Annotated in this window: 8 protein-coding genes; 7 read left to right on the top strand and 1 reads right to left on the bottom strand. The window is 66.9% G+C overall.

The window, feature by feature from the left end:
* Positions 1-80 precede the first annotated feature (80 nt).
* On the top strand, positions 81-3,587 hold the full coding sequence (locus C5B99_RS17925) for a glycosyl hydrolase (RefSeq protein WP_104244611.1): 3,507 nt from the start codon (positions 81-83) through the stop codon (positions 3,585-3,587).
* 143 nt (positions 3,588-3,730) lie between these two features.
* On the opposite strand, the gene C5B99_RS17920 is transcribed toward C5B99_RS17925, so the two are convergent.
* Positions 3,731-4,729, bottom strand: coding sequence for a LacI family DNA-binding transcriptional regulator (locus C5B99_RS17920; protein ID WP_258063552.1), 999 nt, complete (start codon positions 4,727-4,729; stop codon positions 3,731-3,733).
* Between the two features lie 163 nt (positions 4,730-4,892).
* Here C5B99_RS17920 and C5B99_RS17915 point away from each other — a divergent pair, with 163 nt between their 5' ends.
* The 6 genes from C5B99_RS17915 (at position 4,893) to C5B99_RS17890 (ending at position 15,463) form a co-directional block, all read left to right on the top strand.
* The gene (locus tag C5B99_RS17915) at positions 4,893-6,191 is read left to right on the top strand and encodes an ABC transporter substrate-binding protein (RefSeq protein ID WP_104244607.1); all 1,299 of its coding nucleotides are present in this window, start codon (positions 4,893-4,895) and stop codon (positions 6,189-6,191) included.
* Positions 6,192-6,249: 58 nt separating this feature from the next.
* Positions 6,250-7,140 carry a carbohydrate ABC transporter permease gene (locus C5B99_RS17910; protein ID WP_104244605.1) on the top strand — a complete coding sequence of 297 codons (891 nt, stop codon included), beginning with the start codon at positions 6,250-6,252 and terminating at the stop codon, positions 7,138-7,140.
* On the top strand, positions 7,137-8,000 hold the full coding sequence (locus C5B99_RS17905) for a carbohydrate ABC transporter permease (RefSeq protein ID WP_104244603.1): 864 nt from the start codon (positions 7,137-7,139) through the stop codon (positions 7,998-8,000). The genes C5B99_RS17910 and C5B99_RS17905 overlap by 4 nt, the downstream gene beginning before the upstream one ends.
* A gap of 26 nt (positions 8,001-8,026) precedes the next feature.
* Complete coding sequence (locus C5B99_RS17900; RefSeq protein WP_104244663.1) at positions 8,027-10,612, top strand: alpha-L-rhamnosidase; 2,586 nt, start codon at positions 8,027-8,029, stop codon at positions 10,610-10,612.
* Positions 10,613-10,628: 16 nt separating this feature from the next.
* Entirely contained in the window at positions 10,629-11,597 is a 969-nt protein-coding gene (locus C5B99_RS17895; RefSeq protein ID WP_104244601.1) for an aldo/keto reductase, read from the top strand.
* A gap of 227 nt (positions 11,598-11,824) precedes the next feature.
* On the top strand, positions 11,825-15,463 hold the full coding sequence (locus C5B99_RS17890) for a family 78 glycoside hydrolase catalytic domain (RefSeq protein WP_146082053.1): 3,639 nt from the start codon (positions 11,825-11,827) through the stop codon (positions 15,461-15,463).
* The last annotated feature ends 146 nt before the right edge of the window (positions 15,464-15,609 follow it).

The raw sequence follows: 15,609 nt of genomic DNA, 5'->3' as shown, positions 1-15,609 counted from the left end.
CCACCCGCGCCCTCGGACCCCACGAGCTGGCGCGACAGTTCACACCCCGTCGTTGGCAAAGATGCCAGAGAGGTCACAAGATGAACGATCCACGAAGACGAGGGCGACGAGCCGTTGCGCTCGGCGCAGCCCTCACCGTCGCCTGCACGCTCGCCGTCGCCGGCCCAGCCGTCGGCGACGAGCACACCACCACGACCAGCGCCATCGACCCCACCGAGTTCGCAGAGCCAGGCGTCGACTTCCGACCAGGCGTGCGCTGGTGGTGGCCCGGCAACGCGGCCAGTCAGGAGGACCTGCTCGCGCAGGTCGACTACCTGCACGAGAACGGCTTCGGCGCCGTCGAGATCGTGGCCTTCTCGAAGGGGTTCCTGACCGAGGAGGGCATCGCGGGCAACGGCGGCAACGGCGGCTCGATCTACGACGCCGCCCCGGGCTACGACACGGAGGCCGTGCTCGGCTACGAGTCGCCGGAGTACTTCGCGAAGCTCGACGCGGTCATCGCCCGCGCCAACGAGCTCGGCATCACCGTCGACCTCAACATCGGCAGCGGTTACCTCGCGAGCGACGACTCCATCGACCTCGAGGACAGCCAGAACACGATGGCGCTGGGCCGGGCCACCGTTCGGGTGGATGCGGCTGGCGCGCTCACCCTCGTGTCCGGCGACGTCTCGGTCCCGACCGGCACGGGCAAGCTCTCGCTCGGCATCCCCAAGGCGGAGGTCAGCCCGTTCTTCGCCTCGGAGAAGTTCGGCTTCGACTTCGGCGAGTGGAAACCGGAGAACGCGCACCTGAACTCGGTCATGCTCGCGCCGATCACCGGACAGGGCGCCGACCTGACGACGGCCAACCAGACCCTCACCTCCGACTTCAGCTCGGTCAAGACCTACGAGCAGCAGTCGGTGCTCGACCTCGATGCCGCGCAGCTCTCCTACCCGAGCGACGGGCAGACGACCTTCGGTGTCGACACCTCGACCCTCGCGGCGGGCGACTACGAGATCGTCGCGCTCTACAGTGCAACGACGGGCGCGTACGGCTTCAACTCGATCATCGAGAACACGACGACCGACAAGCGCAACTACGTCGTCGACCACCTCAACCCGGTCGCGATCACGAAGCTCGTCAACGGCTGGCTCGGCGAAGCCGCGCTGAACGACATCGTCGAGTCGCGCGACATCCGCGCGGCCTTCAACGACAGCTACGAGTTCTACACCGACCGCCACTACAACGACCTCATCCAGGCCGCGGCGGAGTCGCAGGAACTGCTCGGCTACGACATCACGCCCTACCTCCCCTCCCTCTACTCCGTCTACCAGGACTCGTTCCTCATCGACGGAACCCCGACGGTCAAGCCGGAGTATGCCGCGCTTGGGCTGCAGACTCCGGAGGTCAGCCGCTTCGGCGGCGGCAGCGGAGTGCCGCTGCTCGCCAGCAACCTCAGCGAAGAGGAATCGCAGCGCATCGTGCACGACTACGGCGTGCTCCTCAACGACTCGTTCCTCCAGGGCCTCGAGGCGTTCTCGAGCACCCTCGGCGAGTACGGCATCGACTACCGCCAGCAGGCGTACAACCCGCCCATCGACACCCTGAAGTCGTCGCAGTACGTCGACATCCCCGAGACCGAGGGCCTCGACGAATACCAGCTGAAGCGCGTCGCATCCGGAGCGCACCTCTACGGCAAGAACCTCGTCACCTCGGAGGTCTTCACGCTGGGCTCGGTGCCGTTCCAGATCACGCCGGAGTTCATGAAGCAGGGCTACGACCTCATGGCGACGAGCGGTGTGAACAACTTCTTCTACCACGGGCTCAGTGCCACCTACAGCGGCAACGACGACCCCGCCTTCACATCCGACGACAACCTCTTCGCCGAGGAGGGCTGGCGCGCCTGGCCCACGATCGGCGTCGAGATGGCCGACACGGCCGGCATCGCCGACTACTACGCGTCGATGAACGACTACGCGTCGCGCGCCAACTACGTCATGCAGTCGGGCACGAACAGCAGCGACGTGGCGATCTACATGCCCCTCTTCGGGGCGCTGGCGAGCGGCGGCGGCTTCGGCGGCGGCTCCACGCCGCTCGCATCCGTCACCACGGCCCAGGCAAACGGGTGGGCGTGGGATGCCATCAACGACGACACCATCCAGACGGGCCTGAGCTGGGACGGCTCGCAGCTCGTCGCGAACGGCGGCAACGCATCCTTCGACGCCATGCTCGTCGAGAGCGGCACCGTGCCCCTCGAGACGATGCAGGCGCTGCAGAAGTTCAAGGATGCGGGCGCTCCGATCGTCTTCGTCGATTCAGCTCCCGCCGCGCAGCCCGGCTACGCAGGCGGCGAGTACGCGGCACTGGATGCGCAGGTGTCCGACATCGCCGCAGCCATGGGCGGTGCCGTCGAGGCAGCCGCCGTCCCCGCGGCGCTCGCGGCCTCGGTCGACGCTCCTATCTCCTACGAGGAGAACGCGGACGTCCGCTTCGGGCGCCGCACGCTGCCGACCGGAGGCGAGCTCGCGTACGTGCGCAACACCTCCGCGGAGGCGGCAACGGGTGTCAACCTGACGGTCGCCGACGGCCTCGACTCGTGCTGGTGGCTCGACCCAGAGACGGGCGAGATCTTCGACGCGGAGGTCGACGGCAACGTCGTCTCGGCGACGCTCGACGCGAGCGGAGCGGTTGTCCTGCTCTGCGAGCCAGCAGGCACCGGCATCGCCGATTCCGCCGTCTCCGACGGGACCCCCTCGTCGATCGACACGACCGAGCGCAGTGTCGGCCACCAGCTCGGTGCCTTCTCGCTCGAGGTCACGGCAGACAACCTGGGCACGAACGCACCGGGTGAGCCGAGCACGTCCGAGTACACGGGCGAGGTCCTCGGCGACTGGAGCGCCGACGGGTTCCTCGGCAACGAGCTGCGGTACGTCACCGACTCGGGAACGTACCGAACCACGGTCGAGATCCCGGATGCGGCCGACCTCCTCGAGGGCGGCGCGGTGCTGAACCTCGGCACCGTGAGCAACGCGGCGACGGTGCGCGTGAATCCCGGCACCGAGCACGAGCTCGTGACGCAGCTGTACGCCGCGCCGTACGAGGTCGACATCGCGCCGGCGCTCGTGAACGGCTCCAATGTCATCGAGATCGACGTACAGCCCGTGCAGAGCAACCGCCGCGAGGGCCTCAAGGAGCTGTACAACAGCGACCCGGTCGCCAACGTGAAGTACCAGGCGTACAACAGCGTGCACGGCGGGTCCGGCCTCATTCCAGCCGGCCTCGTCGGCCCGGTCACGCTGAACAGCGCTGTCGAGAGCATCGCCGAGCCGAACCCCACGGGCACCGCGGAGCCCACGCCGCAGCCGACCTCCACGGACGGCACCGGGACCACGGCGCCGACCACGAGCCCCGGCAACGGCGGCGGTGACGGCGGCGGGAACGGGTCCGGGAACGGCGGATCCGACGCCGGCGGCCAGGACGGCGACCTCGCAACGACGGGCGTCGACGGCAGCCTCGCCGGCTTCCTCGCCCTCCTCGGGGCTGTGCTCGCTGGCACCGGAGCGGCGTTCCTCATCAAGAAGCGCCGCGGACGCGTGACGAGCGAGTAAGCGCTCTCGGTCCGAACAAGATCGCCCGGACGGTCGTCACAGCCCCAGCTGACGACCCTCCGGGCGATCCCGTTGACACGAGAGGCACGACGATTGAGGTCGCCTCGAAGGCAGCGCGAGCCTGTCGACGGATACTGCAGCCCTCAGCCGCGGCCTCCGATCGTGCTCGCGCGCTCGTGCAGACTGGGCGGCAAGACAATGGTGCGATGCTCGTGCCGATCGCCAAGAGCGATCTCCTCCATGAGCAGCTCCGCGCCCACCCTCCCCATCTCGAGGCCGGGCTGCCCGACACTCGTGATGCGGACAGGGCTGTCGGTCGACATGCGGTTGTTGTCGAAGCCGACGACTGCCAGATCCTCCGGCACCGAGACGCCTGCCGCCAGAAGGGGTTGCATGGCCCCGAATGCCAGGGCATCGGACGCGCAGACGAGCGCATCCGGCCGCTCGTGCGGCGGGCGCTCGGCCAGCATCACGCCGAGGCTATGCCCTCCACGAACGGTGATGCGTGGCGTCTCGATGGTCTCGATCTCGACACCTCGACTCTCCTCGCAGGCCCGGAGCACACCTCTCCGACGTGCCGCGACCGCGGAGAGCGAGAACGGACCACCCGCGAAGACGAGCCTGCGACGCCCGAGCGCGATGACGTGCTTCGCCGCCAGGTAGCCGCCAAGCTCTTCGTCGGCCACGACCCCGCAGGCGTCGTCGCTTCCCGGCCAGTTGACCTGCACGACCGGCATGCCCCTGCCCCGCGCCTGCTGCGCGGCTTCGAGCGGAGCGTCGAGTGGAGCCAACAGGATGCCGGCCACCTGTGTCTCCTCGAAGAGCTCGATGTGCCCTGTCTGCTTGGCGAGGTCGACGTCACTGTTGGCCAGAAGGAGTCGCTTGTGCTTCGTGTCGAAGGCCTCCTCCGCCCCTCGGGCGATGTCGAGGAACAGCGAGTTCGCGAGATCGACGATGACGAAACCGACCGTGTCAGCCCGCCCCATGGCGAGCGACCTCGCCGTCCGATTCCGGACGAAGCCAAGCTCCTCGATGGCGCGCTCGACTCGTTCGCGCGTTCCTGCCGCGACGAGGTTCGGGGTGTTGAGCACGTTGGAGACGGTCCCCAATGACACCCCGGCGAGACGCGCGACGTCAGTCATCACTGGCCGCGGTCGATCCCTGGTCTCATTGGTCGTCGGTGACATGGATCAGAACTCTATACGACAAGAAAGTTATCCGTTCGCTTGCGAATCGTGCAGGTTCGTGGTTGTCTTTGAAGCGCTTCAAGCACGCGAGGTCGACTCGCCCAATCAAGGAGGATTCATGAAGCGAACCCCTCGGGTCGCGCCAACGCGCTTGACCCTGACCGCGCTCGCGGGAGTCTCAGTACTCGCGCTCACGGCCTGCTCTGGTGGAGGTGGCGCATCCGTCAGTGACGATGAGTTCTCCGTCTTCATCAACGTGGAGAACACCGAGGTTCCAGCCGTCCTCGAAACCCTAGCCGGGGACACCTGCTCCGCCGAAGCCGGCGCGCAGCCGCTGAGCGTCGAGACCGTCCCCCAGACGAACCTCGACCAGCAGCTCCAGCTCAAGGCGGGACAGGGGGACCTCCCCGTGCTGTTCTCAGCAGGCAACGCACCTGCCCTGACGCAGACACTCGCGGAGTCGGGCAACATCGCCGACTTCGAAGCGCTGCTGACGGAATCCGGACAGCTCGACAAGATCGAGCCGGCAGCCGTCTCCACGATCGAGAACCTCTACGGCAGCTTCGCCGTGCTCCCATTCGAGTACAACGTCGAGGGCATCTGGTACAACAAGACGATCTTCGACGAGCAGGGCATCGCCGAGCCACAGACGTGGGACGAGCTCACCGCGGCCTCGGAGAAGCTCGACGCTGCCGGCATTCAGCCGTTCTCCGCGAGTGGAGAGCAGGGGTGGCCGATCACGCGCCTGATCTCGAGCTACCTGTTCCGCACCCTCGGCCCCGACGCGATGCAGAAGGTCGCCGACGGCGAGGCCAAGCTCACCGACCCCGAGTACGTCGAAGCCGCGCAGGCGATCGCCGACCTCGGCGCGGCCGGCTACTTCGGTCAGGGCGTCGGATCGATCGACATGGCGACGTCCGAGAACCAGTTCCTCAACGGCAGCGCCGCGATGTTCTACATGGGCAGCTGGTTCCTCAGTGGCCTCAACGACCCAGAGGCGAACCGGATCGGCGTCGAGAACGTCGGGTTCATGCCCTTCCCCGGCGTCGAAGGCGGCGCAGGCGACCGCTCCCAGCTGGCGGCGAACGTGGGCCTCCCACTCACGATGAACGCGAACGCCACGGGAGAGAACTCCAAAGCATGGCTCAGCTGCATCGTCGAGAACTACGGCAGCACCGCGCTCGCACAGGAGAACCGCGTCTCCGGCTTCGCGCTCTCCGAAGAGGTCGCCGACGTACCGCCGCTGACACAGCTGGTCCAGGACCAGATCGCTGAGACCGAGACCACCGTGCTCTGGTTCGAGGCGCTCTTCTCCCCTGAGGCGACGACCACGAGCCAGCGCAATGCCGCCCAGCTCGTCACGGGCAGCATCACCGCTGAGGACTTCATGGCGCAGGTCCAGGCAGACCTGGGCTAAGTCCCCGCGAGGTGCGGGAGCGTCCGCTCCCGCACCTCCACCGGATTCGGAGATACACATGAAAAACGTGCTCGGCGACAAGCGCACGATCGCCATCCTGCTCGGCCCCGCACTCCTCGTCTACTCAGTCGTGATGCTCGTGCCGGTGCTCGTCTCACTCGGGTACACCCTCTTCGAGGGGAACGCGATCGTCGGCTTCACCTTCGTGGGCTTCGACAACTTCGTACGACTGTTCGGCGACTCCGAAGTCCACGCCGCCCTCCTCTTCACCCTGAAGTACGCGGTCGTCGTGACCATCGGCCAGGTGCTCTTCGGGTACGGCCTGGCACTGCTCTACGCCTTCGCGCTGAAGCGGGCCTCGGGCCTCATCCGGACACTCGTCTTCTTCCCGGTCGTCATGCCGACCGTCGCCGTGGCCTTGCTCTTCCAGCAGCTCTTCTCCGTCGCCCCCACGCAAGGTGTCGTGAACTCCTTCATCACCTCATTCGGTGGCGTCCCGCTCGACTGGTTCGGCGACGGCGGCAGCGCCTTCGTCGTGATCGCGATCATGGACATCTGGCGCTCGATGGGCTTCTACGGCGTGCTCCTCTACTCAGGGCTCATCGACATCCCCGAAGACGTCATGGAATCCGCCAGACTCGACGGAGCCAGCGGGTGGAAGCTCATCCGCCACATCGTGCTTCCGCTCTCGCTGCCCGTCCTCATCTCCTCGCTGATCTTCTCGATCAACGGAACGCTCAAGGTGTTCGACAGCGTTCTCGCACTCACGAACGGCGGGCCCGGCAGCACCACGAGCCCCCTGACGATCGCGATGTTCGACCAGTCCTTCACCTACGGCCAGTACGGCTACGGCTCGACGATCGCGATGCTCCTGACGATGGTGTGCCTCGCCGTGACGTTCGTCGTCTTCCGCGGGGCCGCCCGCAACCGACAGAAGGCTGCATCATGACCACGACCAACAGCTTCTCGCCGGCCCGTGTCCGCCGGCTGCTCGGCCGGATCCCGGTCTGGATCGGCGTCGCCTTCCTCCTCGTCATCGTCGGCTACCCGCTGCTCTGGCTCCTCCTCGGCTCCTTCAAGACGCAGCGCGAGTTCCTCGAAGAACCCACCTGGGCGATGCCGGAGCAATGGAACTTCGACAACTACAGCGTCGCGTGGGAGACGGCCGGCCTCGGCCAGACGTTCCTGAACAGCGCCGTCGCCGTCCTGCCCTCGCTCTTCCTGATGCTCCTCCTCGGTACGGCCGCGGCGTTCGCGCTGGAGATCATGGTGTGGAAGGGGCGCAGCAACGTGCTGCTCATCTTCCTCGCCGGCATCATGGTGCCGACCCAGATGATCCTGCTCCCGCTCTTCAGCGCCTACTTCCAGATCGGCCTCACCGGCACCCTCTGGACGCTGATCATCACCTACACAGCGACCGGGCTCCCGCTGACGGTGTTCCTGATGGCGACCTACTTCCAATCCATCCCCAGAGAGATCTTCGAAGCGGCGACCATCGACGGAGCATCCGTCATCAGGCAGTTCTTCTCCATCGGACTGCCGATGATGAAGAACGGCCTGTTCACCGTCGGGCTCGTGCAGTTCTTCTTCTTCTGGAATGACCTGCTCATCGCGCTCACCTTCGCGAACTCCGGCAGCATCCGCACGCTGCAGCTCGGTCTCCTCAACTTCAACGGGAACTTCGGCACGACGCAGTACGGTCCGCTCTTCGCGGCCGTCAGCATCAACGTGTTCGCGCTCCTGATCGTCTACCTCATCCTCAATCAGCGGATCCAGAAGGGCCTCACGGCCGGAGCGGTCAAGGGATGAGCATCAATACTCCGAACAGGAACACCGTGCACGTCACTCCCCCCACGATCGAGCACCTCCGCGAGAACATCGGCATCGGCACCCCCACCCCTCGACTCAGCTGGAAGATCAGCGCCGCTCCCGGGTGGACACAAGATGCCTGGGAGCTCGAAGTGGATCGCGGCGGGCAGCTCAGCCGGTCAGGTGGTCGAGGCCACGAGCAGGTTCTCGTGTCCTGGCCGTTCGACCCGCTTCGCTCGCGTGAGTCAGCAGCCATCCGTGTCCGCGTGCTCGGCGGCGGCACGTGGTCCGCCTGGAGCGATGCCACAACGGTCGAGGTCGGCCTCCTCGAGGAGGCCGACTGGCAGGCGAGGCCCGTCGGCGCAGCCTGGGAGGAGGAGGCCGGGACCGACCGGAGGCCATCCCTCGTCCGCCGCGAGTTCCACCTCGCGAAGCCCGTCCGAAGCGCCCGCCTGTACGTCACCGCGCACGGTCTCTACGAAGCGGAGATCAACGGGCAGCGCGTGGGCGACCACGAGCTGTCTCCAGGCTGGACGAAGTACGACGACCGCCTCATCTACTGGACCTTCGACGTCACCCAGCACGTCCAGCAGGGCGCGAATGTCATCGGCGCCTGGCTCGGGGACGGCTGGTACCGCGGCCGGCTCGGCTTCAACGGCGGCTACCACGACCTCTACGGCACCGACCAGTCCCTCATCGCTCAGCTCGAGATCGAGCACACCGACGGCTCCCGCCACGTCGTCGCGACCGACGCCGATTGGGTAGCGGCGCTCAGCCCGATGACCAGCGCCGGCCTCTACGACGGCGAGAAGCACGACACCCGCGAGGAACAGGACGGGTGGAGCGCACCTGGCGCCTCCGATGACGGATGGACTCCCGTCGCAGTCCGCTCTCGCGACGCCGCCACTCTTGTCGCGCCGTCGCTCCCGCCGGTGCGATGCACGCAGGAGATCGAACCTGTCTCGGTCACTCGAACCGCAGAGGACTCCCACCTCGTCGACTTCGGGCAGAACCTCGTCGGTCGGCTCCGCGTCGAAGTCGACGGGCCGGCCGGACACCGCATCGAGCTGCGTCACGCCGAGGTGCTCGAGCACGGCGAGCTGGGCGTCCGCCCGCTCCGCCTCGCTGACGCCCACGACATCATCACCCTGGATGGCCGCGGCCCACGCCTGTGGGAGCCGAAGTTCACCTTCCACGGCTTCCGATACGCCGTCATCACCGGTCTTGCGGAGCTGCCCGTCGGAGGTGTGATCGCGCGCGTGCTGCACAACGACATGGAGCGCACGGGAACGCTCACCACCTCATCCGATGACCTGAACCGGCTGCACGAGAACGTCGTCTGGGGCATGCGCGGCAACTTCCTGTCGATCCCCATGGATTGCCCGCAACGCGACGAGCGACTCGGCTGGACGGGCGACATCCAGGTCTTCGCCCCCACCGCGTCCTTCCTCTACGACTGCGCCGGGTTCCTCGAGAGCTGGCTCGCGGACCTCGCCCTCGAGCAGCTGCCCGACGGCACCGTGCCGTGGTTCGTGCCCGTCGTCCCCGGCGGGCCCACCTGGACCCCCATCGAGACCGGCGCGGTTTGGGGCGACGCCTCTGTACTCACTCCCCTGGTGCTGCACGAGCGATTCGGCGACCGCGGCATCCTCGCGCGTCAGTTCGAAAGCGGGCGAGCTTGGGTCGACCGGATGATCCTCCAGTCGGGTGACTCGCGACTCTGGAAGTCGGCACACCAGCTCGGCGACTGGCTGGACCCTGCTGCTCCGCCTCATGACCCGGCAGACGGGCAGACCGACAAGTACCTTGTCGCCTCTGCGTACTTCGCGTACACGACGAGGCGTCTCGCCGACATCGCCATCACCCTCGGCCGAACCTCGGAAGCGAGCAGGTACGCGACGATCGCGTCCCAGGCGCGCGACGCATTCCGCAGCGAGTACGTCGTGGATGGCGGCATGCTCACGAGTGACGCGCAGACCGCATATGCACTCGCCATCCGCTTCGACCTCCTCTCGGCCTCGGAGCAGCAGGTTGCCGGTGCACGGCTGGCCCAGCTCGTGCGAGAGGCGGGCCATCGCATCGCGACGGGTTTCGCCGGAACCCCCGTCATCAGCGACGCCCTTACCGCAACCGGGCACCTCGACGAGGCATACGCACTGCTCCTCGAGGACTCGTGCCCGTCCTGGCTCTACACCGTGCGCATGGGCGGCACCACGATCTGGGAACGATGGGACTCGATGCTCCCCGACGGCAGCATCAACCCGGGTGAGATGACCAGCTTCAACCACTACGCGCTGGGCTCCGTGGCCGACTGGATGCACCGCACCATCGGGGGGCTGGCTCCCGCGCAGCCTGGCTATCGGCGGGTCGTCTGGGCGCCACAGCCCGGCGGCGACCTCACGAGCGCGACGATCGCCTTCGATTCCAGGTACGGGAGGATCACTGGCTCGTGGACGCGAACCCACGAGGGCGTCAGCTACGAGCTGCAGCTTCCGACCGGCGTCACGGGGCAGGTGCGACTTCCCGGGACAGAGGAGCGGTTCGAGCTCGTATCGGGCGCGAAGTTCGAGCACCGCGTCGCGGCCCCCGTACTCGAGACGCGGGTGCGATAGGGAGAGCTGGCCCACCGTGTCCGGCACGATCTCCGTCGCACGCGACCCCAGAGCGCAGCTCGTGCTCGGGACGCTCGGTTTCGGCACGAAGCAGAACCGGGATGCTTCGTTCGCCCTCCTCGATACCTTCGTCGAGGAGGGCGGGCGGACCATCGACACGGCACACGTGTATGGCAATTGGGAGCATGCGGCCCCGCCGAGTGCGAGCGAACGCGTGCTCGGTGCATGGCTGTCGTCCAGGGGCATGCGCACAGTTGTCAACGCCACGACCAAGATCGGCCACCCCTCACTGGATGACCCCGAGGTGACGCGCCTCGACCCCGAGTCGCTGCGCCTCGACATCGAGGAGGCACGCGACAACCTCGGGCTCGAGACGATCCCGTTGGTGTACCTGCACCGGGACAGCACCGCGATACCCGTCGAAGAGCTCCTGGCGCCGTTGGAGGAGTTCACCCGAGCAGGTCTCATCAGTGCGTACGGCGCCTCGAACTGGACGACCACGCGTCTTCGGGAGAGCCGTGTGGTCGCGGCGGCTCGCGGGTGGACCGGATTCGTGGTCAATCAGCCCAGCTGGGGACTCGCGCGCCCACTCGAGACGGCACTCCCGACCGGAATGGTGGCGATGGACGGGACGATGCATCGCTTCCACGAGCAGTCGGGCCTTCCCGCCAGCCCCTACTCGTCGCAGTCGAAGGGGTATTTCTCGCGCTGGAGGCGCGGTCCAGCTGACGCGACGGTTCGGCTCTTCCACGACAACCACAACAGGGCGACCGCGCTGCTGCTCGACGAGCTCGCGCCTCTCTACGGCGTACCCGCGACCGAGTTGTCGGTCGCCGTTCTCCTCGCCTCTGCGTTTCCAGTCTCTCCGGTCATCGGCGCTGGCACCGTCGAGCAGCTGCGATCCAGCTTCCGCGCCGCCTCGGTGGGCGTGTCTGCGGCCCACCTCGAGGCCGTTCGCGCGCTTTGCAGATTGCCCGTTGTGTAACGGCATGGCGACTGATAATTTCGTGTCACCCGGATGTTGAAGCGTTTCAACACATCGCTGCGTTCACCGACGAACGCTCCATCCGCGTGCCTCCACTCCCGATGAAGCACCTCAACGAAGAGAACGGAAGATCGCACTTGATATCGAAGACCCCCCACGGCAGAGGCCGATCATTCAAGGCCGCGACAGCCCTGACGCTCGGCACCTGCCTCCTCGCAGGATCCTTCGTGAGCGCGCAGCTCGCCATCGCCGCTCCGACCGACACCACTCCCGTCGCTCTTCAAGTCGACCGCCAGGAGTCCCCCATCCTGGTCGACTCCACACCGAGCTTCAGCTGGCAGATGGATGCGGCGCATCGCGGCGCCGCACAGACCGCCTACCGCCTCGTGGTCGCGACCTCGTCCGAGAGGGCCTCCAACGGCGAGGGTGACGTCTGGGATTCCGGCGTCGTCGAATCGAACGCCAGCTCAGCGGTTGCCTACGCTGGCCCCGCGCTGTCGCCGAAGACCAGCTACTTCTGGGCCGTGCAGGTGACGGATGAGCGCGGGGAGACGCTGCCCACCGCCACGTCGTCCTTCCGAACCGGCCTCAAGGCGACCGACGGGAGCACAGGTTGGAACGGCGCTCAGTGGATCACCCAGCCAGGCGCCGAGCCCTCGCTCGCTGACGATCGCTCGCTCGCAACGACGTTCGATGTCTCGACGAGATTCCAGATCCTGCAGGGGTCCGCCGGCCTCACGTTCAACGGGGTCGACGACGACTTCATCCTGCTCAACGTGGCTGAGGTCGACGGTCAGTACCGGCTGAAGCTGCACGAGGGCAACGCACAGGGCATCCGAGACTTCACCCGCGACAACGGCGCGGCCGAGAATCCGGAAAGCCCCCGTGGCTTCGACCCCGTGAATGTCGACGTCGCACTCGACGGCTTCGACCCCGCCGCCGAGCACACGCTCACGGCGAGCCTCGTCGGAGGCGGAGGGGTCTTCCCCTCCGGGTCGACGTGGAAGATCAGCCTCGACGGTGCAGTGCTCGCCGAGTTCGAGCTGCCGGGCAACCGGCAGATGGTGCGAGCGGGTCTTGTCGGCCTGTACAACGACAACGGGACGAGCGCCAAGTACACCGATGTCTCCCTGACGGTGCCCGATGCGGCCGAGAAGCTCGACGAGACCCAAGCGAAGCTCACCGCAGATCCCAGCGCATCCGCCTTCGCTGAAGCCGACGGTGCGAAGATCGCCGACGGCTGGATCACGGTTGCGGACAGTCTCGCTCAGGAGTCCGACACAAGTGCGTCGGATGGCCTCTTCCGCGAGGAGTTCACCACCAGCGGGAAGACAGTCGAGTCGGCCCACCTCTACGCGAGCGCCCTCGGCATCTACGAATTCGAGCTCAACGGTGAGAAGGTCGGTGACTCCTACCTCGCGCCTGGCACCTCCGACTTCTTCAAGACAGCGCTCTACAACGCCTACGACGTGACCGATCAGATCGCGGCCGGCGACAACGCGATCGGCGCGCAGCTCAGCGATGGCTGGTACTCGGGATCCTTCGGCGCACTGCAGAAGCCTTACGGAGCACAACCGGCGCTCATGGCGAACCTCGAGATCACCTACACCGACGGCAGCACCGAGTCGGTCGCGACGGGACCCGATTGGTCGTACTTCGGCGAGGGCCCGATCACCGACAGCAACCTCATGGACGGCGAGAACTACGACGCTCGGCTCGAGCCAGCAGTCGCCGGATGGTCGCAGGGCGGCTTCGATGAATCAGGCTGGGCAACACCCGCAACCACCTCGCTGCCCGCAGGGCTCAAGGTCGTCGGCGACAGCGCATCCGCGATCAAGAAGGTCGAGGAGCTCTCGCCCGTCTCCCGCACGGTCGATGCAAACGGCAACCTCGTCTTCGACTTCGGCAAGAACATCGTCGGCAACGTCGCGATCAACGTGTCTGGGCCCGCCGGTTCGACCGTCGAGCTCAACTACGGCGAGATGCTGAACGACAGCAGCGCAACAGCCGACGGCCCCGCAGGCACGATCTACAACGAGAACTTCCGCTCGGCGAAGGCCAACGACTTCTACACGATCGGCGACTCGGGCTCCGGCTCGTTCGAGCCGACGTTCACCATGCACGGCTTCCGCTACCTCGAGGTCTCCGGCTTCGACGGATTCGACGCGAACTCTGTCGACACAGGCGACGTCACGGCGTACGTGCTGAGCTCCGCCACCGAGCTGACGATGGACCTCGAGACGTCGAGCGACGGTCTCAACGCCCTGCACGAGAACACGATCAACGGCCTGCGCGGCAACTTCAACTCGATCCCGACCGACACTCCGGCCCGTGACGAGCGGATGGGCTGGCTCGGGGACATCCAGGTGTTCACGTCGACCGCATCCATGACCGCGGATGTGCGCAACTTCCTGCAGAAGTACACGGAACTCGACCTCGCGGACGCGCAGTTCGCGGACGGCCAGTACCCGCGCTTCGCGCCGTACCACTCCGGCTGGGAGTTCGTGCACGGAACGTCCGACCCGTGGACAGACGCCAGCATCATCGTGCCCTACGAGCTGTGGAGGGCGTACGGCGACACCGAGATCCTCGAGGTCAACTACGAGCAGATGAGTGCCTACGCGACGGCGCTCAACGAGGGCCCGCGCGGGTTCGTGCTCGGCGACTGGCTGTCGTTCGCGAAGACCGACACCGAGTTCGTGATGCAGGCGTACAAGGTGCACACGATCGCACTCATGGCCGAGGCCGCAGAGGCCCTTGGCAAGACCGAGGACGCGCAGAAGTTCAGCGGCTGGCACCAGGACTGGAAGAACACCTTCGTCTCCACCTACTTCCCGAGCGGTGGCTCGCAGATCGAAGGCGTCGACCTCGAGACGCAGGCCGCCTACGCCATCGTGCTCGACTTCGGCCTCTACCCGGATGGCAGCCAGGCTGGGCTCGCCGAGCGCCTCGCACAGCTGAGTCTCGCCGGCAAGAACGGAGAGCCCGCGCTCACGACGGGCTTCCTCGGCACTCCCGCCATCCTGCCGGCGCTCTCCGGCAGCGGCCAGCTCGACGCCGCCTACGACCTCGTGCTCAGCAACGCCTACCCGAGCTGGCTGTACACGGTCGACCAGGGCGCCACGACCTACTGGGAGCGCTGGAACTCGTACACGCTCGAGGACGGCTTCGGCGACGTGAGCATGAACTCGTACAACCACTACGCCTACGGCGCGGTCAGCGAGTGGATCTACAACACGGTCGCCGGCATCAACCAGGACCCGGCGAACCCCGGTTATCAGCACTCCGTGCTCAAGCCGCAGCCGGATGCCGACGGCCGCGTCACGTGGTCGAACGCCGCGTTCACCACGAACTACGGCACGCTCGTCTCCGATTGGACGACCGAGAACGGCGCGTTCGAGTACCACGTCGTGGTTCCCGCGAACTCGTCCGCGACGGTCTATGTGCCAGTTGCCGACGAGAGCATGACCGTGCTTGAGGGCGGACTCGCCGCGGCCGACGCCGAGGGCGTCACGCTTGTGGGCATCGAGAACGGGACTGCCCAGCTCGAAGTCACTTCCGGCAGCTTCGACTTCACGGTCGGTGTCGCCCCGGAGCCGACGACTGAGCCCACGCCGCAGCCGACCTCCACCGACGGCACCGGGACCACCGCGCCGACGTCGAGCCCCGGCAACGGCGGCGGCAACGGGTCCGGGAACGGGTCCGGGAACGGCGGCTCCGACGCCGGCGGCCAGGACGGCGACCTCGCCACGACGGGCGTCGACGGCAGCATCGCCGGCTTCCTCGCCCTCCTCGGGGCTGTGCTCGCCGGCACCGGGGCGGCGTTCCTCATCAAGAAGCGCCGCGGACGCGTGACGAGCGAGTAGCCGCAAGGGGACTCAGGAAAACGCCCGGGCGGATGGGCTGGCACTCACCAGTTCATCCGCCCGGGCTCTTTCTGCACCTTCAACTGCTCTGCCTACCCAAGAGCGACCTGGAGCGCGACCGCGCCTTCGCCACAGCTCTCGACCGC

Origin of the sequence: Pseudoclavibacter sp. Z016, assembly GCF_002931215.1 — a bacterium.
Taxonomy (GTDB): Bacteria; Actinomycetota; Actinomycetes; order Actinomycetales; family Microbacteriaceae; genus Pseudoclavibacter.
This window is presented reverse-complemented; position numbering and strand designations above follow the sequence as displayed.

What these genes read in the sequence shown, in the direction of transcription:
- C5B99_RS17925 (WP_104244611.1), top strand. Translation starts at nt 81, where the DNA reads ATGAACGATCCACGAAGACGAGGGCGACGAGCCGTTGCGCTCGGCGCA.
- C5B99_RS17915 (WP_104244607.1), top strand. Translation starts at nt 4,893, where the DNA reads ATGAAGCGAACCCCTCGGGTCGCGCCAACGCGCTTGACCCTGACCGCG.
- C5B99_RS17920 (WP_258063552.1), bottom strand. Translation starts at nt 4,729, where the DNA reads ATGACTGACGTCGCGCGTCTCGCCGGGGTGTCATTGGGGACCGTCTCC.
- C5B99_RS17910 (WP_104244605.1), top strand. Translation starts at nt 6,250, where the DNA reads ATGAAAAACGTGCTCGGCGACAAGCGCACGATCGCCATCCTGCTCGGC.
- C5B99_RS17905 (WP_104244603.1), top strand. Translation starts at nt 7,137, where the DNA reads ATGACCACGACCAACAGCTTCTCGCCGGCCCGTGTCCGCCGGCTGCTC.